Below are 23,392 nucleotides of genomic sequence, written 5' to 3'. Positions count from 1 at the left end.
CATGTGCCAAGCGGGTTTGCCCGGCTGCGCGGCCGGGCGCCGGCTTGTCGCGCGTCAGCGCTGCGCGAGCCATGCGTCGACGCGCGCGAGCGCGGCGCGCAGCGCCTCGAACAGCGCCGCATTGCCGGCGAGCGAGCCCCACAGCGGGCGGCTCGCGCACAGCGCGACGACGGGGTCGTCTGCACCTACGATCGCGCGCGCGGCGGCTTCGTCCATCACGCCGTCCTGGTACGCATATGGCAGCGTGCCGCGCGCCCAGCGTTCGAGAAAGCGCAGGAACAGCGCGGGCAACACGGCGGTGGCGACTGGCGCCGCGCCGCGCGCGAACGATTCGACGAGCGTCGGCGCGATGAAGCCGGGGATCTTCGAGAAGCCGTCGGCCGCGACGCGCTGGTTCGTGTCGAGCACGTACGGGTTGCCGAAGCGTTCGAGCACGACGTCGCGGTAGCGCGCGAGATCGAGCGGGCTCGGCGTGAGGCACGGGATCACGTCCTGCGTCACGTAGTCGTGCGCGAAGCGCCGGATCGCCGCGTCGTGCGTGCCTTCGTGTATGTAGGTGTAGTCCGCGAGCGTGCCGGCCCACGCGATGCAGCTGTGCGTCGCGTTGAGGATGCGGATCTTCGCTTCCTCGTACGGGTGCACGTCGTCGACGAGTTCCGCGCCGGCCAGCTCCCAGCGCGGCCGGCCTGCCGCGAAACGGTCCTCGATCACCCACTGGATGAACGATTCGCCCATCACCGGGCATGCGTCGTCGATGCCGGTGGCCGCGAGCACGCGTTCACGCACGTCGGTGGTCGGGCGCGGCGTGATGCGGTCGACCATCGCGCTCGGCGTGGCGACGTTCGCGTCGAACCACGCGAGCAGGTCGGCTGCGCCGCGCCGCTCGAGGAATTCGCGCATCCCCGCGCGAAAGCGCGCGCCGTTGTTGCGCAGGTTGTCGCAACTCTGCAGCGTGACCGGGCCCGCGCCGCGCTGCATGCGCTCGGCGAGCAACGCCGCGAGCGCGCCGTAAAGCGTCGTGCGCGCGCCCTGCAGGTCGGCCGCGAGATCGGCGTTCGCGACGTCGAGCCGGTTGTGTTCGTCGAGGTAATAGCCGCCTTCGGTGACGGTGAACGACACGATCCGGCAGGCCGGATCGGCGCCGGCGTCGATCAGCGCGGCGAGGTCGATCGACCAGGGCAGCACGCGCGTGATCGCGCGGATCGTCTCGTACGCGCGCTCGCCTTGCGGCGTGACGGTTTCGAGCGTGTATTCGCCGTGCTGCGCGGCGAGCGCGTCCATCGTCGCGCGCATGTCGTCGCGGATGTTGCCGACGGTCAGCGACCAGCGTTCGTCGGCCGGCACGGCCGCGTTTACGCGATGCAGATACCACGCCTGGTGCGCGCGGTGAAACGAGCCCGCGCCGATGTGCAGCAGCACGGGCGCGCGGGCGGAGGGCGATTCGCTCATCCGGTGTCTCCTGTTCGTGCCAGTCTTTCCTGTCGACTAGATCATTTGCTCGTCATGTGCGCGAATGATCGTATTCGAGCGAGCGAAAGTCAAGGCGGGGAGACGGCATTTCGATGGTGCGCTGCGGCGGCGCGCGGGCGGCGGGAAGCGACGGAAATGCGGAAGTGCGGGAAGGGGCGGGAAGCGCGCGAAGGGGCGCGAACAGGTGGCCAGCCGGGAACGGGCGTCAGCGCCCTTCGCGCGTGAGCGCGACGAGTTCGTCGAGCAGTTTGCCGGCCGGCCCCGGCAGGATCCCGTGGCGGCGTCGGAACGCGGTGAGCGTGCGCACCGCGACGACCTCCCGCACCGGCAGCGTGTCGATCGTGCCGGCCGCCTGCTCGGCGCCGTACATCGGCTCGGCCATCCAGCTCAGGAAACCGGCATGCGCGACGAGGCTCTTCAGCGTCGTGACCGAGCGCGTCTCGACCGCGATGTCGGGCAGTGCGAGCCCGTGCGCGTCGAAGGTCGCGCGCATGTGGTCGAACGGTGCGGTGCCGCGCGGCGGGATCGCCCAGCGCGCGTGCAGCGTGTCGACGAGCGTCGGCGCGCGGCCGAGCGCGCGCAGCGGATGGTGCGGCGCCGCAACGATATGGCTGCGATCTTCCCAGCGGCACTCGGGAATCGCGACGATCTCGTCGGTGTCGGGCCCGTGCGCGGACAGCGCGAGATCGATCTCGTGCTTGTGCAGCCCGTCGGCGAGGCGGTCCCACACGCCTTCGAGGATCTCGACGCGCAGGTTCGGCCAGCGGTCGAGCACGCGGCCGACCGCGACCGGCAGCACGAGGCTCGCGATGCTGCCCACCGCGCCAACCTTGATCGTGCCCTTCGCGAATCCGCGCATCGCGTCGAGTTCCTCGCGCGCGTGCTCGGCCTCGTGCTGCAGCAGCGTCGCGTGCGGCAGCAGCGCGTCGCCGAACGCGGTGAGTTGCACGCCCTTCGAATGGCGCTCGAACAGCGGCGCACCGACCTGTTCCTCGAGCCGCTTCAGGATCCGGCTCAGCGCCGGCTGCGTGACATGCAGCGCGTCGGCCGCGCGGCCGAGGCTGCCGCACGCGACGATCGTCGTGAAGGCGCGCAATTGTCGGAGGTCGAAAGTCATGCCGGAATGTAATGGCTTATCGCAAAAAATACAGTATCCGAGAATGGCTTGCGCTTCGATACTGTGGAAACCGCCAAGCCATCGAGGAGACACCCGAGCATGTCCGGCCATCCGCCCCCATCCGCCGCATCGATCACCGTTCGCGATGCGGTCATCGACCTGCTTCGCCAGTTCGGCATCGACCGCGTGTTCGGCAATCCCGGCTCGACCGAATTGCCGATGTTCCGCGACTTCCCCGCCGATTTCCGCTATGTGCTCGGCCTGCACGAGGCCGTCGTGGTCGGGATGGCCGACGGCCATGCGCAGGCCACCGGCAATGCGGCGGTCGTCAACCTGCATTCGGCGGCGGGCGTCGGTAACGCGATGGGCAATCTCTTTACCGCGTTCAGGAACCGCACGCCGCTGATCGTCACGGCAGGCCAGCAGGCGCGCGCGATCTTGCCGTTCGATCCGTTCCTCGGCGCGACGCAGGCCGCCGAACTGCCGAAGCCTTACGTGAAATGGAGCATCGAGCCCGCGCGTGCGCAGGACGTGCCGGCCGCGATCGCGCGTGCGTACCGCATCGCGATGCAGGAGCCGCGCGGGCCCGTGTTCGTGTCGATCCCGGTCGACGACTGGGACCAGCCGGCCGAGCTGCTGCCGCGACGCGAAGTCAGCAGCGTCGTGCGGCCCGATCCCGACGCGCTCGCGCGGCTCGGCGACGCGCTCGACGCCGCGCGGCGTCCCGCATTCGTGGTCGGCGCGGCCGTCGATCGCGCGGGTGCGTGGGACGACGTCGTGCGGCTCGCAGAACGGCACCGTGCGCGCGTGTACGTCGCGCCGATGTCGGGGCGCTGCAGCTTCCCCGAGGACCATCCGCTGTTCGCCGGCTTCCTGCCCGCGATCCGCGAGAAGATCGTCGCGCGGCTCGACGGGCACGATCTCGTGTTCGCCTTCGGCGCGCCCGCGTTCACCTATCACATCGAAGGCTTCGGCCCGCATGTGCCGCCGGGTGCGACGCTCGTGCAGCTCGTCGACGATCCGGGTGTCGCCGCGTGGACGCCGGAGGGCGATGCGGTCGTCGGCAACCTGCGGCTCGCGGCGCGCGACCTGCTGGCGCGGCCGGCGCCGCCCGAGCGGCCGATGCCCGCGCCGCGTCCGCCGCGTGCACGCGTCGACGCACCGGCCGCCGGCGAGCGCATGTCGGTCGCGTTCGCGCTGCAGACGCTCGCCGACGTGCGCGACGCGCACGACATCGTCGTCGAGGAAGCGCCGAGCGCGCGGCCGGTGATGCAGGAACACCTGCCGTTCACGCGCAGCGGCACGTTCTACACGATGGACAGCGGCGGGCTCGGCTACGGGATGCCGGCCGCCGTCGGCGTCGCGCTCGCGCAGCCGGGCCGGCGCGTGATTGCGCTGATCGGCGACGGGTCGAGCCTGTATTCGATCCAGGCATTGTGGAGCGCCGCGCAGTTGAAATTGCCGATCACGTTCGTGATCCTGAACAACCGGCGCTACGCGGCGCTGCAGGATTTCGCGCCGGTGTTCGGCTTCGGCCCCGGCGACCCCGTGCAGGGCACCGATCTGCCCGACCTGGATTTCGTCGCGCTCGCCGAAGGGATGGGCTGCCGCGGCGTGCGCGTCACCGATGCAGCGCGCCTGCGCGACACGCTGACCGACGCGCTGCATGCCGCGACGCCGGTCGTCGTCGAAGTCGAGATTGCCTGACGCGCAGCGCGCGTCTTTCCGGAGATTCCATGCAAACCGTATCGATGCTGATCGGCGGCGAACGCCGCCACTCATCCAGCGGCGCGACCTTCGTGCGCCGCAATCCGCTCGACGGCGAAATCGCGTCCGAAGCGCCCGCGTGCACCGTCGACGATGCGCGTGCGGCGGCCGACGCGGCCGCGCGCGCATTCCCCGAATGGGCCGCGCTCGGCCCGGGCGCGCGCCGCGCGCTGCTGCTGAAGGCGGCCGCCGCGCTCGAAGCGAAGCATGAGCAGTTCGTCGCCGCGATGGCGGCCGAGACGGGCGCATCTGCGCTGTGGGCCGGTTTCAACGTGCATCTTGCCGCGAGCGGGCTCGTCGAGGCCGCGTCGCTGACCACGCAGGTCGGCGGCGAGCTGATTCCGTCCGACGTGCCCGGTTCGCTCGCGATGGGCGTGCGGCAGCCGGCCGGCGTCGTGCTCGGCATCGCGCCGTGGAACGCGCCGGTGATCCTCGCGACGCGCGCGCTCGCGCTGCCGCTCGCATGCGGCAACACGGTCGTGCTGAAGGGCTCGGAGCTGTGTCCCGTCACGCACGGGCTGATCGTCGAGGCGCTGCAGGAGGCCGGGTTGCCGCCGGGCGTCGTCAACTTCGTGACGAATGCGCCCGACGATGCGGGTGCCGTCGTCGACGCGTTGATCGAGCATCCGGCCGTGCGCCGCGTGAATTTCACCGGCTCGACGCGCGTCGGCAGGATCGTCGCCGAAGCATGCGCGCGCCACCTGAAGCCGTCGGTGCTGGAGCTGGGCGGCAAGGCGCCGTTCGTCGTGCTCGACGACGCCGATCTCGACGCGGCGGTCGCGGCGGCCGCGTTCGGCGCGTTCGCGAATTCCGGGCAGATCTGCATGTCGACCGAGCGGATCGTCGTCGACGCGTCGATCGCCGATGCGTTCGTCGCGAAGCTCGCCGACAAGGCCGCGTCGCTGCCGCTCGGCGATCCACGCAAGGGCCCCGTCGTGCTCGGCTCGCTGATCGACATGAAGGCCGTCGAGCGCTGCAACGCGCTGATCGACGATGCGCTCGCGCACGGCGCGACGCTGCTGTGCGGCGGCAAGGCCGACAGCACGTTGTTCCCGGCGACGCTGCTCGATCGCGTGAGCCCTGCGATGCGCATCTATGCCGAGGAATCGTTCGGCCCGGTGAAGGGCATCGTGCGCGTCGACGGCGAGGCGGCGGCGATCCGCTGCGCGAACGACAACGCGTTCGGGCTGTCGTCGGCCGTGTTCAGCCGCGACGTCGCGCGCGCGCTGCGCGTCGCGGCACGCATCGAATCGGGTATCTGCCACGTGAACGGCCCGACCGTGCACGACGAGGCGCAGATGCCGTTCGGCGGCGTAAAGGACAGCGGCTTCGGCCACTTTGGCGGCAAGGCCGGCATCGCGGCGTTCACGGATCTGCGCTGGATCACCGTGCAGACCGCGCCGCGCCACTATCCGTTCTGACGAGGGTACCGACGATGAAGGTCGCAATCCTGGGCGCGGGCGCGATGGGCTCGCTGTTCGGCGGGCTGCTGGCCGAAAGCGGCGAGGCCGTCACGCTGATCGACGTGAACGACGCGCATCTCGATGCGATCCGCCGCGACGGGTTGCGCATCGACGACGATCGCGGCGAACGCCGTATCCGCGTTTTGCGGGCCGTGCGGCCGGAAGCCGCGAATGCGGACGCGGTCGCATCACCTGACGTATCGTTCGACATGCTGATCGTTTTCACGAAATCGCTGCATACGCGCGCCGCGCTCGACGGCGTGCGCGCGCTGCTGACGCCGCGCATGCACGTGCTGACGCTGCAGAACGGGCTCGGCAACGTCGAGACGCTGAATGCGTTCGTGCCGCTCGAAAGCATCCTGGTCGGCGTGACGACGTGGCCGGCCGATTTCGCGGGGCCCGCGCACGTTCGCTCGCACGGCGCGGGCACGATCCGCATGATGACGGCCGACGGCCACGCACACCCGTTCGCAACGGCCGTCGCCGATGCGCTGTCGCGCGCGGGGCTCGCATGCACGCTCGATGCCGACGTGTGGGCCGCGATCTGGGAGAAGGTCGCGTTCAACGCGGCGCTCAACACGCTGTGCGCGGTGACCGGCTGCACGGTCGACCAGCTCGGCAACCATCACGACGGGCCGCGGCTCGCGCTCGCGATCGCGGCCGAGACGGCCGCCGTCGCCCGCGCGAACGGAGTCGCGGTCGACGGCGAACGCATCGCGCGCAACGTCGAACATGCAATCAGCGAGCATCGCGGCCATCGCCCGTCGATGCTGCAGGACGTGCTCGCGGGCCGCCGCACGGAAATCGACGCGATCAGCGGCAAGGTCGTCGCGGCCGCGCGCGAAGCGGGCGTCGCGGTGCCGCACACCGAGACGCTGCTCGCGCTCGTCCGGCTGATCGACGCGCGGGTGAACTGAGCATCAGACTGACGGCGCTGCGTGCGCCGCCCAACGATACGAGCGCGTCGCACGCAGACGATGGCGCCGGATCGAGACGGGTTTGACAAGATACCGGAGTCAGCGCCGACGCGTTGACGCCGGCCGACCGCGCAGTACGAGATCCGGGCACGCGCCGACGCGCCAGCCCGGACAACTGGAGACGCCATGAAAGCCATCGAATGCCGTTGTCTTGCCGCGCGCCGTTCGCGCATGTTGCCGCCGACGCGCGGCGCACGGGAGGTCGCATGAGCACGCGCGACGGATTGCCTCCGCTGTCGGTCGACATCGGCACGACGCTCGACGACGGGCCGTTCACGACGATGCAGCGCTGCGTGGTGCTGCTCGCCGCGCTCGCGATCGTGCTCGACGGCTTCGACGGCCAGTTGATCGGTTTCGCGATTCCCGTGCTGATCCGCGAATGGGGCATCACGCGCGGCGCGTTCGCGCCGGCCGTCGCGGCCGGGCTGATCGGGATGGGCATCGGCAGCGCGTGCGCGGGGATCGTCGCGGACCGCTTCGGCCGCCGCCAGGCCGTGATCGGCAGCGTGTTCCTGTTCGGCGTCGCGACCTGCGCGATCGGCTTCGCGCCCGACGTCGCGGCGATCGCGATGCTGCGCTTCTGCGCGGGGCTCGGGATCGGCGGCGCGCTGCCGACGGCCACGACGATGACGGCCGAATACACGCCCGCGCGGCGCCGCACGATGATGGTGACCGCGACGATCGTCTGCGTGCCGCTCGGCGGGATGCTGGCCGGCCTGTTCGCACACGAGGTGCTGCCGCGCTACGGCTGGCGCGGTCTGTTCTTCGCGGGCGGCGCGCTGCCGCTCGTGCTCGGTTTCGTGCTCGTGCGCGCGCTGCCCGAATCGCCGCGTTATCTCGCGCGACGCCCCGCGCGCTGGCCGGAACTCGGCGCGCTGCTCGCGCGGATGCAGCGGCCGGTTACGCCGGGCACCGTGTTCACCGATACGAAAGACGCACGCGCACCCGGCGGACGCGGCGGCTTCGGCGCGCTGTTCGCGAGCGGCCAGGCACGCGACACGATCGCGCTGTGGTGCGCGTTCTTCATGTGTCTGCTTGCCGTGTACGCGGCGTTCAGCTGGCTGCCGACGATGCTGGCCGCGAGCGGGCTCAGCGTGTCGGTCGCGGGCGCGGGGCTCACCGCGTACAACCTCGGCGGCGTGATCGGTGCGCTGCTGTGCGCTTGGGCGATCGCGCATGCCGGGTCGCGCTGGCCGCTCGCGCTGTGCAGCATCGGCGGCGCGGCGAGCGCGGTGTGGCTGATGGGCGTCGATGCGAGCCGCCACACGAACTGGCTGATCGTCGGGCTCGGCCTGCACGGGCTGTTCGTCAACGCAGTGCAGTCGACGATGTATGCGCTTTGTGCGTACATCTACCCGACGGCGGTGCGCGCGACGGGCACCGCGAGCGCGCTCGCGTTCGGCCGGCTCGGCGCGATCCTCAGTGCGTTCGCGGGCGCGATCGTGATCACGGCGGGCGGTGCGGGTGCGTACCTGACGATGCTGGCCGCGGCGATGGGCGTCGTGTGCATCGCGCTGCTCGCGGTGCGGCGGCACATCCCGCGGCTGTCGCGCGCGCAGTCGGTGCCGCGCGACGGGGAGGAACTGGCCCGCACGTCGTCGTGACGTGCGGGCGCATCACGTGCGTCGCGTGCGTTAGAGCGTGGTGCGCACGTGCCAGAGCTCGGGGAACAGCACGACGTCGAGCATCTTGCGCAGATACGGCGCGCCGCTGGTGCCGCCCGTGCCCTGCTTGAAGCCGATGATGCGCTCGACGGTCGTCACGTGACGGAAGCGCCATTGGCGGAACGCGTCCTCGAGATCGACCAGTTCCTCGGCCATCTCGTACAGCTCCCAGTGCTGCTGCGGGTGACGGTACACCTCGAGCCACGCGGCTTCGACCGTCTCGTCGTGCCGCGTCGGCAGCGTCCAGTCGCGCTCGAGCCGCTCCGGTGCGATCGGGAACCCGCGCCGCGCGAGCAGGCGCACGACCTCGTCGTAGAACGACGGCGCTTCGAGCGTCGCACGCACCTGTTCGAGGATGTCGGGCCGGTGCGCATGCGGCTGCAGCATCTGCACGTTCTTGTTGCCGAGCAGGAATTCGAGCTGGCGATACTGGTAGGACTGGAAGCCCGACGACTGCCCGAGATACGGCCGCATCGCCGAATACTCGGACGGCGTCATCGTCGACAGCACGTTCCACGCCTGCACGAGCTGCTCGAGGATGCGCGACACGCGCGCGAGCATCTTGAATGCGGGTGGCAACGCGTCGGAGCGCACCGCGTCGAGCGCGCCGCGCAGCTCGAACAGCGCGAGCTTCATCCACAGCTCGCTCGTCTGATGCTGGATGATGAACAGCATCTCGTTGTGATCGGGCGACAGCGGGTGCTGCGCGTCGAGGATCGAATTCAGCGACAGGTAGTCGCCGTAGCTCATCGACTTCGAGAAATCGAGCTGCGCGTTGTGCCAGCCGGCTTGGTCCGAGGTATCGCCCGGCACGTGCGGCGCTTCGTGTGCCGCTTGTGCCGAATGTACCGGTTGCGCGGCGCGTGCGCCCGAGAACGGGCAGCCCACCGGTGCGTCGCCGCCGGGTGGCTGCATATGACCAGAATTCACGACTTTCTCCAGGATTGAATGACGGGGGCGCGGCGCGTTATCCGCACGTCACTGCGGCGCGCGCCGGGCAAGACCGGTCAGGTCACCGCGCCGCGTTCGGCGAACTCGGGCGCCTTCCACGCGTCGGTGGCCAGGATGTCGCGCAGCGTCTCGACGGCATCCCACACGTCGACGAAGCGCACATAGAGCGGCGTGAAGCCGAAGCGCAGCACGTACGGCTCGCGGTAGTCGCCGATCACGCCGCGCGCGATCAGCGCCTGCATCACTTCGTAGCCGTGCGGATGCTCGAAGCTCGCCTGCGAGCCGCGCTGGTGATGCGAGCGCGGCGTGACGAGCTTCAGCGACAGGCCCGCGCAGCGCGCTTCCACGAGCGCGATGAACGCGTCGGTCAGCGCGAGCGACTTGCGGCGGATCGCCTGCATGTCGGTCTGCAGGAACACGTCGAGCCCGCATTCGACCATCGACATCGACACGATCGGCTGCGTGCCGCACAGGAAGCGCGCGATGCCCGGATCGGGCGCGAAGCCCGGCTGCATCGCGAACGGCGCGCGGTGGCCCCACCAGCCGGACAGCGGCTGCGAGAAATGCGCGTGATGGCGGTGCGGCACCCATACGAACGCGGGCGAACCGGGGCCGCCGTTCAGGTACTTGTACGTGCAGCCGACCGCGCCGTCCGCGCGCGCGCCGTTCAGGTCGACCGGCACCGCGCCGGCCGAGTGCGCGAGATCCCACAGCATCAGCGCGCCCGCGTCGTGCACGAGCTGCGTGACGGCCGGCATGTCGTGCATGTAGCCGGTGCGGTAGTTCACGTGCGTGATCATCGCGACGGCCGTGTCCGCGCCGAGCGCGTCGGGCAGGTCGGCCGGGTCGTCGATCAGGCGCAGCTCGTAGCCGCCGCCGAGCTGCTCGATCAGCCCCTGCGCGATATACAGGTCGGTCGGGAAGTTCGAGCGTTCCGACACGATCACGCGGCGCTCGGGCGCACGCTCGGCCTGGTGGCGCAGCATCGCCGACAGCAGCTTGAACAGGTTGATCGAGATGGTGTCGGTCACGACCGTTTCACCGGATGCGCCGCCGATCAGCGTCGCGAGCTTGTCGCCGAGACGGCGCGGCAGCGCGAACCAGCCGGCCGTGTTCCAGCTGCGGATCAGCCCTTCGCCCCATTCGGCGCTAATCACCTGCTGCGCGCGGGCGGCCGATGCGCGCGGCTGCGCGCCGAGCGAGTTGCCGTCGAGGTAGATCACGCCGTCGGGCAGCGCGAACTGGTCGCGCAGTGGGGCGAGCGGGTCGTCGCGGTCGAGGGCGAGCGCGTCTTCACGAGTCTTGATCATGATGTGGGGTCGTAGGTCGGGGTAATCAGGAAGCACGCGCGGGCAGCGCGCGCAGCACCGCGCGCACGGGGCTCGCGTCGAGCGTCGCGAACTTCAGCGGCAGTGCGATCAGTTCGTAGTCGCCGGGCGGCACGTCGTCGAGCACGATGCCTTCGAGGATCGCCATCCGGTGCGCACGCACGCGGTGATGCGCGTCCATCGTCTTCGATTCCTGCGGGTCGAGCGACGGCGTGTCGATGCCGATCAGCTTCACGCCACGCGCGGCGAGCAGGTCGATCGTTTCAGGCGCGACCGCGCAGAAACCGGGGTCCCATTGCGCGACCGGCGCTTGCGCACAGGTGCGCAGCAGCACGCGCGGCGGCACGCCGTCGAGCGTGGCCGCGATATCGGCCGGCTGCACGACGGGTGATGCGCCGATGCAATGGATCACGCGGCACGGGCCGAGATAGGTGTCGAGCGGCACGGCGCCGATCGGCGCGCCGTTGGCGTCGTAGTGCAGCGGCGCGTCGCAGTGCGCGCCCGTATGCGGCGACAGCGTCAGGCGCGCGACGTTGACCGGCGAGCCGGCCTCCATCCGCCATACGCGTTCGACGGAAACCGGCGTGTCGCCCGGCCACACGGGAGTGGCGGGGCTGACAGGCGGCGAGATGTCCCAGAGTGTGTCCATGGCATGACGAAGCGGTGAGTCGATGCTTCGAATGATAGGTGGACGCTCGCAGAAAGTGCTTGCGAAATAAACATGGACAATCCGCCGGATTGGCAGATAATTCGACTGAGAGGGAAAACGGGGACCAAAAATGCACGCGATCACGCTCGATGCCACCGACTGCCGGATTCTGGCGGTATTGCAGGAGGAGGGCAGAATCAGCAATCTCGACCTGGCGGAACGGATTTCGCTTTCGCCGTCCGCCTGCCTGCGCCGCATGCGCCTGCTCGAGGAGCAGGGCGTGATCGAGCACTATCGCGCGTGCCTGAGCCGCGAGAAGCTCGGCTTCGAGCTCGAGGCGTTCGTGCAGGTATCGATGCGCAACGAAGAGAATCAATGGCACGAGCGCTTCGCGGAAGCGCTGCGCGAATGGCCGGAGGTGGTCGGCGCGTTCGTCGTGACGGGCGAGAGCCACTATCTGCTGCGCGTGCTCGCGCACAACCTCAAGCACTATTCGGATTTCGTGCTGAACCGGCTCTACAAGGCGCCCGGCGTGATGGACATCCGTTCGAACATCGTGCTGCAGACGCTGAAGGACGAAGCCGGCGCGCCGGTCGGGCTGGCGCGCACGGGCGCGATCAAAGCGGTGTAAGGCCGTGGAAGCCGCCGCCGTGGAACACGAGCGGCGGTGTCTCGTCCGAAGCGGCGCGCACGCCGCAGCGTTCCACTTCGCCGACGAAGATCACGTGGTCGCCTTCGTCGTAGCGGCTGCGGTTATGGCATTCGAACCACGCGAGCGCGCCGTCGAGCACGGGCATCCCCGAGTTGCCGGCCACGTGCGCGATCCCTTCGAAGCGGTCGCCCTTGTAGGTCGAGAAGCGCTTGCACAGGTCGAGCTGCGACGCCGCAAGCACGTTCACCACGTAATGGCTGTTGCCGCGAAACACGGGCGTCGACGCCGATTTGTGCGCGAGGCTCCACAGCACGAGCGGCGGATCGAGCGATACCGAGTTGAACGAGCTGGCGGTGATGCCGATCAGTTGCCCGGACGGCGCGCGCGTCGTGATCACCGTCACGCCCGTTGCGAACTGGCCGAGCGCCTGGCGGAAGGCGGCCGCGTCGAAATCCGGCGGGTTGGCGCGGCTCATCGGGCGGCCATCCGGAACGAAACGGGCAGGCGCGGCGCGACGCGGGTGTGACGGGCGCGGCGGATGAAAGGCGACAAGGCGGTCGTTTGGGAAGTAGTGCGCATGGCCCGATTTTAGCGGAATCGGGGCCGCCGGGCCCGGCCGGACGGTGCATCGCGGGGATAGGGTGACGTAACGAACACTGCGGCGCGCTGCCGGGTTCGCGATGGCGCGCGGTCGGCACGGCCGTTCTGTCGCGTTTTTGTGCGGTGCCGCCGGCTTGTCCACCTGCCGATTCGCCGATCCCCGACGCGCGCCATCGATGCCCGCGTTATCGCGTCGCCGCCAGCCCGAGCGACAGCGCACCCGTCACGATCAGGCTCGACGCCCACACCGCATCGAGATTGAACCAGCTCCGCGACACGAATTTCAGCCCGAGATAGCGGTACACGAGCCACGCGAGCCCGCCGCCGGCGGCGATCATCGCGGCCGCGTGCACGGCCGCGACGACGAGCGCCATCCCGAGATGCGCATCGACGAGCGTGGCCGCCGCGCGGTGGCCGGCATCCATGTCGAGCCCGCAAAGCCCGAGGTAGATCGGCACCAGCATCAGCCCCGCGCCGTGCGCGATCGCGACCGCGAACGACCACAGGCCGAGCCGCGCCGGCGGGATCCGCGCGAGCGCACGCGGATGCCGGCGCCGGATCAGCAGCACGGCGCCGAAGCCGATCACGAGCGCGCTCGCGCCGATCCGGATCGCCGACTGCCACGCGAGCAGCGCCGCGAGCAGCCCGAACGGCAGCATCACCGCGAATACCGCGAGCGCATGGCCGAGCGCGAGATAGCCGAGCGCCGCGACGAGCGCGCCGCCGCGGCGCGTCATCAGCGCGTTCGACACCGCGAGCGGCCAACCCATCGCGGGGTTGAGCCCGTGATACACGCCGCTCGCGAGCACGGCCGCCCATAGCGCGAACTGCGCGTGAAGTCCGGTGTTCAACGCTTGACCGACGGGTAGCAGAACGAGTCGGTCGAGCAGTCGCCGCCCTCGAGCCGGATCTGGTGCGCGCGATAGCCGTCGGGGAACTCGACCCAGTAATCGTCGGCGAGCGTCAGCCCGCCGTCCGGCCCAGCGTGCGCGAGCACCTGCGCGGCCGGCACGCCGTCCGGATAGAACTGGTCGTCCCAGGTCGAATAAAGCGAGTTGGTCCAGTACACGCGCCGGCCGTCGCGGCTGATCTCGACCATCTGCGGGCCGCCCGCGAACGCGTGGCCGTTCGTGTGCGGCGCGCGGCGCACGATGCCGCCGATCCGCACCGACCCCGCGAGCACCGGGTTGTGCGGATCCGACACGTCGTACTGGCGCATCTCGCCGGTGCCCCAGCACGACACGTAGAGGAAACGATCGTCGAGCGACAGGTCGATGTCGGTCACGAGCGGCGGCACCGCGCCGAACGCTTTCAACAGCGGCGGCAGTTCGTCGGCCGCGGCCGGCTCGGCCGGGATCGTCGCGGTCTTCTTCACATGGAACTTGCCGTCCTCGCGCCACCAGGTCCAGATCGAGCCTTCGAGATTCGTCGTGTCGACCACGACGCCGACGAATCCGTATTCGCGCACCGGGTCGTGCGCGGGCCGTACCTCGAGCGCCATCTGGTGCTGCGCGCCGAGATCGATCGTCTGCACGTTGCGCCGCGCGCGCAGGTCCCAGAAATGCAGCCGGTGCCCGTATTTGTTCGCGAGCAGGTCCTCGGGCACGATGCCGTTCTCGAATTGCGGCGGCAGCGCCCATTCGCTCGACACCATGTAGTCGCGCGGTAGGTTCCACCAGAAATCGTAGTGCTTGTCCTGCGGGCCGCGATCGATCTCCCAGCGGCCGCGCACGTCGAAGGTTTCGCAATCCATGATGAAGATGCCGGGCGCGCCGTCGGTGCCGTCCTCGCCCGCGCCGCCGAGCGTGCTCACGTAGATGCCCTCGGGGCCGCAGTGAACGGTGTGGGGCCGCGAATAACCGGTCTTCGCGAAGATCTCGTCGGGCTCGATGATCTTGTGGATGCGTGCCTGGGTCGGATGCGGCTTCGTGTCGATCACGTAGATGCGCGACGAGCGCAGGCCGGGGATGATCAGGAAGCGGCGTTCGAGGAACGCATGGCCGGTCAGCGGCGACAGCGCCGACGAGCACGCATTCCAGCCGAAGTGGTGAAACTCGTCGCCGGTGTTCGGCATCGTCACCGTGTGCACGATCTTTCCGTAGGTCGACGAGCCGGGCTTCACGTCGATCACGGCGAGCGCGTCGGGTCTGGAAAAATCGGGGCTCAGCAACAACGTATAGGCAAACTCTTCCGCCGGCGCCTGCATCGCAAGCTCGGGCGAAGCGTGAAACGTCGGGTCAGGCCGCATGCTCATGGTGATGCCCTCTCGGTTATCGGACTACTGACGCACGGCCGTGCGTTGCGGGCGTGCGGGTCGAGGTGGCCGCGCGGCGCGCATCTCGCCGGCGGGCGCGATCGGCAGGCGGCTGCATGCGTCGACGACACGTGCAGCGCCGTGCATCAGATCGTGAAAGCGGGTGAAGACGATGAGCCGGATCGCGACGCTCGGTGTGACACGGGCGCACGATATCGCGAAGGTGAAGTTGAAGCGTTGGCTCGCGACGTGGCGGCGACCGGGCCCGCGGCGCGGGCGATGTCTGTCAAGACGTGCATATCGATGTTCCGGCAGATGATGGGTACATCAGGGGCGGGTGCGCATCGGGCGCTTTGCGTCGCCGGCCGGGTTTGCCGTCGCGCTCACGCGTGCCTAAGTGTAGTCGAGAAACGGGCGGCCGGTTGCGCGCGGCACCTGTACGATCGGCCAGGTTCGCGCGCGAGTGAGATACTTGGCGAAGTGCCGCTGCGTCCCGTACCACGGACGCGCAGCGGCGAGACGGAACGGTGGCGCCGGCACATGCGTGCCGGCCGCCGTCATCAACGAGGGTCTGATTTCATGGTGAACGAAATGCTTGAAACCGCGACTTTGGGAGGCGGGTGTTTCTGGTGCACGGAGGCCGTGTTTCTCGACGTCGACGGTGTGACTGCCGTCCAATCGGGTTACGCGGGAGGCCACACGCGCAATCCCGGTTATCGCGACATCTGCGAAGGCGACACGGGCCACGCGGAAGTCGTCAACGTGACGTTCGATCCGGCGCGCATCGGCTATCGCGAGATCCTCGAGATCTTCTTCGCGACGCACGATCCGACCCAGTTGAACCGGCAGGGCAACGACGTCGGCACGCAATACCGGTCGGTCGTGTTCACGCATTCAGATGCGCAGCGCGACACCGCGCTGGACTTGATCGGCGAGCTGGAGCGCGAGCAGGTGTTCGGGCAGCTGATCGTCACGCAGGTCGTGCCGCTCGACGGCAACTACTGGCCGGCCGAGGACTATCACCAGAACTATTACGCGCGTAACCCGGGGCAGGGCTACTGCTCGGTCGTGATCGGGCCGAAGCTCGCGAAATTCCGGCAGAAGTTCTCGCACCGGCTGAAGTCGCTGCGCGGCGCGTGAGCGCGCGAACGGCGGAAACCTGCGAACCCGACGAACCCGACGAACCCGACGTCAAGCCGCCTCGTTGCGCCACTGCGCGCACGCGGCGGCAATCTCGCGCGCGAGCGCGATGCACGACAGCGGCGCGGAGCCTTCCGCCTTGTTGTTGATCGTGATGATCACGGGCTGACCGGCCAGCGCGTAGCGCGCGGCCAGTTCGGCGAGCGCCGAGCGCGTGGCCGGATCCTCGTCGACGAGCTTGTCGAACGGTTCGTACTTCGCTTTCGCCTGTTCGTACTTGAAGCCGCCGTGCAGGCTCCAGCGCACGATCAGCGGGCCCGGCGCGTCGCCGTCGAGCAGCGCGAGCGCGGCGGCCTGGCGCAGCGGGTCGGGCATCCGCGCGTGCAGGCCGACGCAATAGCGCACGCCGAGCGCGGCGAGCGCGCGGATGAAGCGCGGCGTGAGCAGGCTCGCGTCGCGGATCTCGATCGCGTAGCGCGGGCCGTCGGCTTCCGGCGGCAGCGGCGGCAGCGCCGCAAAGAACGCGGCGAGCCGGTCGATCAGCGCGGCCGGTTCGGCCAGCAGATGATCGGGCAGCGGCGAGAACTGGAACACGAGCACGCCGGCCTTCCAGCCGAGCCCTTCGAGGCAAGGCTGCACGAATTCGCGGGTGGCGAGCTGTGCGTCGAGGAAGGTCGGGTTCGGTCCCGAAGGCTCGCCGCGCCGGCCGCGCACGACCGCGTCGGTCACGGAGGCCGGCGCCTTCACGACGAAGCGGAAATCGTCGGGTACCTGCTGCGCGTAGCGCAGGTAGTCGGCCACCGACAGCGGGCCGTAGAACGACCGGTCGAGGCTCACGCTCTTCAATAGCGGATGCGCGCCGTACGCTTCGAGCCCTTCGCGCGACAGCTTCGTCTGCGCGAAATCGCCGTTGTAGACGATGCCGTTCCAGCCGGGGAAGTACCACGACGACGTGCCGAGCCGGACGTTAGGCGGCAGGCCGGCCGCTGCGTCTGCGACGTCCGCCGCGATCGGCGCGGGCGGCACGCCGCGCCGGCGCCGGCCTTGCTTCGACGGCGCGGCCGGCGGCGACGGTTCGTCCCACAGCAGGCCGGAGGCGGGCGACGGTTGTTCGTCGGAAGGGCGGGAGGCTGCTCGGGCGGGTGGCGCTTGCCGCGCGTCGTCATGCGGATTCGACGTCACGCGTTCATCGGCGTTTGCAGGGGGCGCGTCGCCTGCTGGCGGCGACGCGCGCGCAGCGTCCGGCGGCACGCCGAACAGGTCGAATTGCCCGTCGGCGTGCGACCCGTCCGTGTCGTCGTGCTGCTGCCGTTTCGGCGGCGCCTTGCGCCGCGTCCTGCCGTCACCCATGCATGCCCAGCGTGAAGCGCCGCCTAGCGCGGCAGCGCGTGTTCGTACATATAGCGCCGCGACCACGGCAGCGTTTTCGCGCTGCGTCCGGCCTTGCGGCACACGATCTGGAAGATCGACACGTCGTCGTGCTCGAATGCATACGCGCAGCCGGCGAGATACACGCGCCAGATGCGGAATTTTTCGTCGTCGACGAGTTTTCGCGCTTCCTCGGCCTTCGCTTCGAAGTTTTCCGTCCAGATATCGAGCGTGCGCGCATAGTGCCGCCGCAGGCTTTCGACGTCAACCGCTTCCAGGCCGCCGCGCTGCGCCGCTTCGAGCGCGAGGCTGATGTGCGGCAACTCGCCGTCCGGAAACACGTAGCGGTCGATGAACTCGCCGCCGCCGAGCGCCGTTTCGCCGCTTTCCGCGTCGGTCGACGTGATGCCGTGGTTCATCGCGATGCCGTCGTCGGCGAGCAGTTCGCGCACCCGCGAGAAGTACAGCGGCAGGTTCTTGCGGCCGACGTGCTCGAACATCCCGACGCTGGTGATGCGGTCGAACTGGCCGTCGATCTCGCGGTAATCCTGCAGGCGGATCTCGATCTTGTCTTCCAATCCCGCGGCCTTCACGCGCGCGGTCGCGAGGTCGAACTGGTTCTGCGACAGCGTCACGCCGAGACACGTCGCGCCGAACTGCTGCGCGGCGCGCAGCACGAGCGCGCCCCAGCCGCAGCCGATGTCGAGCAGGCGCTGGCCCGGCTGCAGCTGGATCTTCGTCAGGATGTGGTCGATCTTCTTGATCTGCGCGGTGGCAAGATCCTCGTCGCCGTTCTCGAAGTACGCGCACGAGTACACCATGTTCTCGTCGAGCCACAGCCTGTAGAACTCGTTCGAGACGTCGTAGTGATACTGGATCGCCTTCCTGTCGGTGTTCTTCGTGTGGCTGAAGTAGCGCCTCACGCGCGCGAGCTTGCTCGCGCTCGTCACCGTGCTGCGCGCGAGCGAGTAGCCGATGTTGATGATGTCCGACAGCTTGCCCTCGATGTCGATCTTGCCCTTCACGTACGCTTCGCCGAGGTTGTCGAGGCTCGGTTCGAGCAACAGCGGCAACGCCGATGCGCTGTTGACCTTCAGCGTGACCTGCGGCGCGCTGAAGGTGCCGAAATCGAGTTGGTCGCCGTTCCACAGCACGAGGCGCGCCGGTATGTTCGCTTTCGCCCGTACTTCGTCCGCCCACTGTGCCAGCTTCTTTTCCCAGAACATTTGGAATCTCCGTTTGTTCGTTGAATCGAATACAGCCAAGTATCTTGACGGCGCCCGCCGCTTGCGACGCGGGCGCCCGGATGCAACACGAGACACGACCGGCGTGCGCCGGCGCCGCGCTTACGGCGACAGGCGCGAAATCGTCCAGCCCGGCGACGCGGTCGCGTCGCGCGTATAGAGCAGACGGTCGTGCAGCCGCGACGGGCGGCCCTGCCAGAACTCGATCGCGTCGGGCACGAGGCGGTAGCCGCCCCAGTGCGGCGGGCGCGGCGGGGCGTCGCCGTAGCGTTCGCTGACGGCCTTTTCGCGCGCTTCGAGCGTCGCGCGGCTGTCGATCACCGCGCTCTGGTCGGACGCCCATGCGCCGATGCGCGAGCCGAGCGGGCGCGATGCGAAATAGCGGTCGCTATCTTCTGCGCTGGTTTTCTCGATCCGGCCTTCGATGCGCACCTGGCGCTCGAGCTCGATCCAGTAGAACAGCAGCGCCGCTTGCGGATGCGCGGCGAGATCGCGCCCCTTGCGGCTTTCGTAATTGGTGAAAAAGACGAACCCGCGTTCGTCGACGCCCTTGATGAGTACGATCCGGGCCGACGGCCGGCCGTCGGCGCCTACGGTCGCGAGCGTCATCGTGTTCGGCTCGGGCAGCCGGGCGGCGAGCGCCTCCTTGAACCAGCGGTCGAACTGGACGAAGGGGTCGGGGGCGGCATCGGCTTCGTCGAGCGAAGCACGCGAATAGTTGATGCGGAGATCGGCGAGAGTCGTCATGTTATGCAAACGCTTCAATCTGGGGTCAGTATAGCGAACGCGCAAGAATCGTGCGTGCACAGTGGCGTGTGGGAGCGGGGAGTTCAGGCAAAATAGAGGGCTGCTCGACTTACGTTTTCCTTGCTGCCATGTCCGCTGCCGACACTGTCCCGCCCAGTTCTTCTGATCTTACCCCGACCCCGACAATCCAGCTTGACGTGGATCGAGAGCGGCGTTTCGGCGGCGTCGCGCGGCTGTATGGCGCGCCGGCGGCCGCCGCTTTCGAGCGTGCGCATGTCGCGGTGATCGGGATCGGCGGCGTCGGGTCGTGGACGGCCGAGGCGCTCGCGCGCAGCGCGATCGGCACGCTGACGCTGATCGATCTCGACAACGTCGCGGAAAGCAATACGAACCGGCAGATCCATGCGCTCGACGGCAATTACGGCAAGCCGAAGGTCGACGCGATGGCCGAGCGGATCGCGCTGATCGATCCCGCGTGCCGCGTGAACCGGATCGAGGATTTCGCGGAACCCGACAACTTCGACGCGCTGCTCGGCGGCGGCTTCGACTACGTGATCGATGCGATCGACAGCGTACGCACGAAGGTCGCGCTGATCGCGTGGTGCGTCGCGAAGCGGCAGCCGCTCGTCACGGTCGGCGGCGCGGGCGGGCAGCTCGACCCGACGCGCATCCGGATCGACGATCTCGCGCTGACGATCCAGGATCCATTGTTGTCGAAGGTGCGTGCGCAGTTGCGCAAGCAGCACGGCTTTCCGCGCGGGCCGAAGGCGCGTTTCAAGGTCAGCGCCGTGTATTCGGACGAGCCGCTGATCTACCCGGAAGCGGCCGCATGCGACATCGAGGACGGCGCGGAGCCGTCCACGGCCGCGCACGTCGCGGGGCTCAACTGTGCGGGATTCGGTTCGAGCGTGTGCGTGACCGCGAGCTTCGGCTTCGCGGCTGCCGCGCATGCGCTGCGGGCGATCGCGGCGCAGGCCGCCGGCTGAGCGGCGAAGCGCGAGCATTGCTTCATGCTGCGGCGCGGGATTACGCGCTGCCGGCATACGGCGCCCCAGCCGGGCCGTTGCGGCCCGGCCGGTCGTTCGTCAGTTGAGCGCCATGCTCAGCTTGCGCCGCCATCCGGCGACGATATCGGGGCGGTCGCCCGCCAGTTCGAACACCGAGATCATCGTCTTGCGGCCGAGGTCGTCGCCGTACGCGCGGTCGCGCAGTACGATTTCCAGCAACTGCTCCAGCGCACCTTCATACGCACGCCGCGCGATCAGGCTCTGCGCGAGGTCGAAGCGCGCGTCGAGATCGCCCGGGTTCGCCGCGATGCGCGCTTCGAGCGCGTCGGTCGGCGGCAGGTCGGCCGTTGCTTCGAGCGCGTCGAAACGGGTCTTGATCGCCTGGTAGCGCGGATCGCTGCCTTGCAGGATCTGCGGCGACAGGCGCTCGGTCTCGGCGCGCGCGACTTCGACCTGGTTGGTCGCGAGCAGCAGTTCGATCAGGTCGAGCCGCGCGTCGTCGAAACCGGGGTTCAGCGCGAGCGCCGCTTCCAGGTGCGTGAGCGCGTCGTCGAAGCGCGATTCGGCCATCGCGTACTGCGCGGCGCGGCGTTCGGCTTCCTCGGGCGCCGGCAGCAGCCGGTCGAGGAACGCGCGCAACTGGCCTTCGGGCAGCACGCCGACGAACTGGTCGACCGGGCGCCCGTCCGCGAACGCGATCACGTGCGGGATGCTGCGCGTCTGGAAGTGCGCGGCGAGTTCCTGGTTCTCGTCGACGTTGACCTTCACGAGCTTCCAGCGGCCGTCGTAATCGGCTTCGAGTTTTTCGAGCAGCGGGCCGAGCGTCTTGCAGGGGCCGCACCACGGCGCCCAGAAGTCGACCAGCACGGGCGTGTCCAGCGACGCCTCGATGACGTCTTTCTCGAATGTGGCAAGCGTGGTGTCCATGTCGTTCTCTTCCGTTCGAATATCGTCAGGATGGGGGCGGCGCGCCCGTTTTTCAACGCGGCTTCGATTCGGGCAGCGGAATCCACTCGGTCTCGCCCGGTACCTTGCCCATTTCCTGGCGCGTCCAGGCTTCCTTCGCGCGCGCGATCGCGTCGCGGCTGCTTGCGACGAAATTCCATTCGATGAAGCGCTCGCCGTCGATCCTGTCGCCGCCGAGCAGCATCGCGCGCGCGCCGCCGGCGCTCGTCAGCGTGACCGTCGCGCCCGATGCGAGCACGGCCATCTGCTCGGCCGGAACCGGCGTGCCGTCGATCGCGAGATCGCCGTCGACCACGTAGACCGCGCGCTCCTCGTGCGACGCGTCGAGTTCGACGCGGCCGCCGGCCGCGAATTCGGCCGCGACGTACAGCGTGCGCGAGAACGTCGTGACCGGCGAGCGCAGCCCGAACGCATCGCCGGCGATCACCGTCAGCGACACGCCGTCTTCGTCGCGCTTCGGCAGCGCGTCGGCCGCATGGTGCTCGAACGACGGCTCGGTGGTTTCGTGCGCGCGCGGCAGCGCGACCCAGGTCTGGATCCCGTGCACCGTATGGCCGTTTGCGCGCAGCGCGTCGGGTGTGCGTTCGGAGTGGACGATCCCGCGGCCGGCCGTCATCCAGTTCACGTCACCCGGCACGATTTCCTGCCGCGAGCCGAGGCTGTCGCGGTGCAGGATCGCGCCGTCGAACAGGTAGGTGACGGTGGCGAGCCCGATATGCGGATGCGGCCGCACGTCGAGCCCCGTGCCGGCCGGCAGCGTGGCGGGCCCCATGTGATCGAAGAAGATGAACGGGCCGACGAGGCGCGCGGCGAGCGCGGGCAGCGTGCGGCGCACCTGCAGGTTGCCGATGTCGCGCACGTGCGGCTTCAGCAGGGCTTTGATCGAGTCGTTCATGGCGGGTCCGGTGGTGCGATGGGGATGGAGGTCATTGTAATAGCCGCCCGCCGACGATTCCATGCGCGCCGCGCGGGTATCGGGCCGCGCGGCGAAACCCGGTAGACTGACGCGCTTCTCAGGAAAACGCCGGGCCGCCCCAAGTTTTCCGCCCCGAAGGAAGTCCCCTCGGGGGGGCCTGGCGCGAAGTGACAGGGTTGGGGTACTTTGCACAACGATTCGACAATCGAGGAGACGCCGATGATGGCCCCGAAGGACTTGCTGCTCGCGCTGGTCGTGATCCTGGCGTGGGGCGTGAACTTCGTCGTGATCAAGGTCGGCCTGCACGGGATGCCGCCGATGCTGCTCGGCGCGCTGCGCTTCACGCTCGCGGCCGTGCCCGCGGTGTTCTTCGTGCGCCGGCCGCAGATTCCGTGGCGCCTGCTGGTGCTGTACGGCGCGACGATCCAGCTCGGCCAGTTCGTGTTCCTGTTCACCGGCATGTACGTCGGCATGCCGGCCGGCCTTGCGTCGCTCGTGCTGCAGTCGCAGGCGTTCTTCACGCTGGTGTTCGCGATGCTGTTCCTCGGCGAGCAGCTGCGCGTGCAGAACCTGGTCGGGCTCGCGATCGCCGCGGGCGGGCTCGTCGTGATCGCGGCGCAGGGCGGCCGCGCGATGACGCTCGCGGGTTTCCTGCTGACGATCTGCTCGGCCGCGATGTGGGCGTTCGGCAACATCGTCACGAAGAAGGTCGGGAAAGCGAATCTCGTGTCGCTCGTCGTGTGGGCGAGCCTCGTGCCGCCCGTGCCGTTCTTCCTGCTGTCGCTGTGGTTCGAAGGGCCGCAGCGGATCGCGACCGCGCTCGCCGGGCTGAACGGCGCGTCGATCTTCGCGGTCGTCTATCTCGCGTTCGTCGCGACGCTGCTCGGCTACGGGCTGTGGAGCCGCCTGCTGTCGCGCTACCCGGCCGCGCAGGTCGCGCAGTTCTCGCTGCTGGTGCCGATCGTCGGGCTCGCGTCGTCGGCGCTGCTGCTCGACGAGCACCTGACGCGCGCGCAACTGCTCGGCGCGGCGCTCGTGATGGGCGGGCTCGCGGTGAACGTGTTCGGCGAGAAACTGATGCGCCGCTTCGCGGCGTCGTGACGCGCCGGCAC

The 23,392-nt window shown here is 69.2% G+C and carries 21 protein-coding genes; 8 read left to right on the top strand and 13 right to left on the bottom strand.

Annotation, left to right across the window (positions count from 1 at the left end; genetic code table 11):
• Nucleotides 1-54 precede the first annotated feature (54 nt).
• Together dalD and GD429_RS31175 are read right to left on the bottom strand one after the other, a co-directional pair.
• Nucleotides 55-1,449 carry a D-arabinitol 4-dehydrogenase gene (gene dalD, locus GD429_RS31180; RefSeq protein ID WP_152862860.1) on the bottom strand — a complete coding sequence of 465 codons (1,395 nt, stop codon included), beginning with the start codon at nucleotides 1,447-1,449 and terminating at the stop codon, nucleotides 55-57.
• 226 nt (nucleotides 1,450-1,675) lie between these two features.
• The gene (locus GD429_RS31175; RefSeq protein WP_152862858.1) at nucleotides 1,676-2,587 is read right to left on the bottom strand and encodes a LysR family transcriptional regulator; all 912 of its coding nucleotides are present in this window, start codon (nucleotides 2,585-2,587) and stop codon (nucleotides 1,676-1,678) included.
• Nucleotides 2,588-2,686: 99 nt separating this feature from the next.
• Here GD429_RS31175 and mdlC point away from each other — a divergent pair, with 99 nt between their 5' ends.
• The 4 genes from mdlC to GD429_RS31155 all read left to right on the top strand — a co-directional run bounded on the left by mdlC (nucleotide 2,687) and on the right by GD429_RS31155 (nucleotide 8,398).
• Nucleotides 2,687-4,294, top strand: coding sequence for a benzoylformate decarboxylase (gene mdlC / locus GD429_RS31170; protein WP_152862856.1), 1,608 nt, complete (start codon nucleotides 2,687-2,689; stop codon nucleotides 4,292-4,294).
• A gap of 29 nt (nucleotides 4,295-4,323) precedes the next feature.
• Nucleotides 4,324-5,775, top strand: coding sequence for an aldehyde dehydrogenase (locus GD429_RS31165; protein WP_152862854.1), 1,452 nt, complete (start codon nucleotides 4,324-4,326; stop codon nucleotides 5,773-5,775).
• Nucleotides 5,776-5,789: 14 nt separating this feature from the next.
• Nucleotides 5,790-6,734, top strand: coding sequence for a ketopantoate reductase family protein (locus tag GD429_RS31160; protein ID WP_152862852.1), 945 nt, complete (start codon nucleotides 5,790-5,792; stop codon nucleotides 6,732-6,734).
• 266 nt (nucleotides 6,735-7,000) lie between these two features.
• Nucleotides 7,001-8,398, top strand: a complete 1,398-nt coding sequence (locus GD429_RS31155) for an MFS transporter (protein ID WP_152862850.1) — start codon at nucleotides 7,001-7,003, stop codon at nucleotides 8,396-8,398.
• A 30-nt stretch (nucleotides 8,399-8,428) separates the two neighbouring features.
• Here GD429_RS31155 and kynA read toward each other — a convergent pair whose 3' ends face one another.
• The 3 genes from kynA to kynB all read right to left on the bottom strand — a co-directional run bounded on the left by kynA (nucleotide 8,429) and on the right by kynB (nucleotide 11,386).
• Nucleotides 8,429-9,373, bottom strand: coding sequence for a tryptophan 2,3-dioxygenase (gene kynA / locus GD429_RS31150; RefSeq protein WP_152862925.1), 945 nt, complete (start codon nucleotides 9,371-9,373; stop codon nucleotides 8,429-8,431).
• 92 nt (nucleotides 9,374-9,465) lie between these two features.
• A complete protein-coding gene (gene kynU, locus GD429_RS31145) occupies nucleotides 9,466-10,719 on the bottom strand; it encodes a kynureninase (RefSeq protein WP_152862848.1) in 1,254 nt (417 codons plus the stop codon).
• 25 nt (nucleotides 10,720-10,744) lie between these two features.
• The gene (kynB, locus tag GD429_RS31140) at nucleotides 10,745-11,386 is read right to left on the bottom strand and encodes an arylformamidase (RefSeq protein WP_152862846.1); all 642 of its coding nucleotides are present in this window, start codon (nucleotides 11,384-11,386) and stop codon (nucleotides 10,745-10,747) included.
• 130 nt (nucleotides 11,387-11,516) lie between these two features.
• Here kynB and GD429_RS31135 point away from each other — a divergent pair, with 130 nt between their 5' ends.
• Complete coding sequence (locus GD429_RS31135) at nucleotides 11,517-12,017, top strand: Lrp/AsnC family transcriptional regulator (RefSeq protein WP_006477992.1); 501 nt, start codon at nucleotides 11,517-11,519, stop codon at nucleotides 12,015-12,017.
• On the opposite strand, the gene GD429_RS31130 is transcribed toward GD429_RS31135, so the two are convergent.
• The 3 genes from GD429_RS31130 to GD429_RS31120 all read right to left on the bottom strand — a co-directional run bounded on the left by GD429_RS31130 (nucleotide 12,004) and on the right by GD429_RS31120 (nucleotide 14,892).
• Entirely contained in the window at nucleotides 12,004-12,513 is a 510-nt protein-coding gene (locus GD429_RS31130; RefSeq protein ID WP_034178871.1) for a flavin reductase family protein, read from the bottom strand. The genes GD429_RS31135 and GD429_RS31130 overlap by 14 nt on opposite strands.
• A gap of 310 nt (nucleotides 12,514-12,823) precedes the next feature.
• Entirely contained in the window at nucleotides 12,824-13,489 is a 666-nt protein-coding gene (locus GD429_RS31125) for a hypothetical protein (RefSeq protein ID WP_072442840.1), read from the bottom strand.
• Entirely contained in the window at nucleotides 13,486-14,892 is a 1,407-nt protein-coding gene (locus tag GD429_RS31120; RefSeq protein WP_152862844.1) for a selenium-binding protein SBP56-related protein, read from the bottom strand. The genes GD429_RS31125 and GD429_RS31120 overlap by 4 nt, the downstream gene beginning before the upstream one ends.
• Before the next feature lie 579 nt (nucleotides 14,893-15,471).
• Here GD429_RS31120 and msrA point away from each other — a divergent pair.
• On the top strand, nucleotides 15,472-16,032 hold the full coding sequence (gene msrA / locus GD429_RS31115; RefSeq protein WP_152862842.1) for a peptide-methionine (S)-S-oxide reductase MsrA: 561 nt from the start codon (nucleotides 15,472-15,474) through the stop codon (nucleotides 16,030-16,032).
• 51 nt (nucleotides 16,033-16,083) lie between these two features.
• On the opposite strand, the gene GD429_RS31110 is transcribed toward msrA, so the two are convergent.
• From GD429_RS31110 to pdxH, 3 genes are all read right to left on the bottom strand, one after another.
• A complete protein-coding gene (locus GD429_RS31110; protein ID WP_152862840.1) occupies nucleotides 16,084-17,382 on the bottom strand; it encodes a DUF72 domain-containing protein in 1,299 nt (432 codons plus the stop codon).
• A 23-nt stretch (nucleotides 17,383-17,405) separates the two neighbouring features.
• The gene (locus tag GD429_RS31105) at nucleotides 17,406-18,626 is read right to left on the bottom strand and encodes an SAM-dependent methyltransferase (RefSeq protein WP_152862838.1); all 1,221 of its coding nucleotides are present in this window, start codon (nucleotides 18,624-18,626) and stop codon (nucleotides 17,406-17,408) included.
• A gap of 120 nt (nucleotides 18,627-18,746) precedes the next feature.
• Entirely contained in the window at nucleotides 18,747-19,391 is a 645-nt protein-coding gene (gene pdxH / locus GD429_RS31100; protein WP_152862836.1) for a pyridoxamine 5'-phosphate oxidase, read from the bottom strand.
• A gap of 128 nt (nucleotides 19,392-19,519) precedes the next feature.
• Between pdxH and tcdA the strand changes: the two genes are divergently transcribed.
• Nucleotides 19,520-20,377, top strand: coding sequence for a tRNA cyclic N6-threonylcarbamoyladenosine(37) synthase TcdA (tcdA, locus tag GD429_RS31095; RefSeq protein WP_152862834.1), 858 nt, complete (start codon nucleotides 19,520-19,522; stop codon nucleotides 20,375-20,377).
• A gap of 99 nt (nucleotides 20,378-20,476) precedes the next feature.
• On the opposite strand, the gene trxA is transcribed toward tcdA, so the two are convergent.
• On the bottom strand, nucleotides 20,477-21,325 hold the full coding sequence (gene trxA, locus GD429_RS31090; protein WP_152862832.1) for a thioredoxin: 849 nt from the start codon (nucleotides 21,323-21,325) through the stop codon (nucleotides 20,477-20,479).
• 52 nt (nucleotides 21,326-21,377) lie between these two features.
• Nucleotides 21,378-22,259 carry a pirin family protein gene (locus GD429_RS31085; protein WP_152862830.1) on the bottom strand — a complete coding sequence of 294 codons (882 nt, stop codon included), beginning with the start codon at nucleotides 22,257-22,259 and terminating at the stop codon, nucleotides 21,378-21,380.
• 243 nt (nucleotides 22,260-22,502) lie between these two features.
• Here GD429_RS31085 and GD429_RS31080 point away from each other — a divergent pair, with 243 nt between their 5' ends.
• Nucleotides 22,503-23,381 (top strand): EamA family transporter, encoded by an 879-nt coding sequence (locus tag GD429_RS31080; protein WP_193727241.1) that lies wholly within the window; start codon nucleotides 22,503-22,505, stop codon nucleotides 23,379-23,381.
• Nucleotides 23,382-23,392 lie beyond the last annotated feature (11 nt).

Origin of the sequence: Burkholderia sp. BE17 (genome assembly GCF_009362305.1) — a bacterium.
GTDB classification, from domain to species: Bacteria; Pseudomonadota; Gammaproteobacteria; order Burkholderiales; family Burkholderiaceae; genus Burkholderia; species Burkholderia pyrrocinia_C.
Note: the sequence above shows the minus strand (reverse complement) of the source record. Positions and strands in the feature narration are given on the sequence as shown.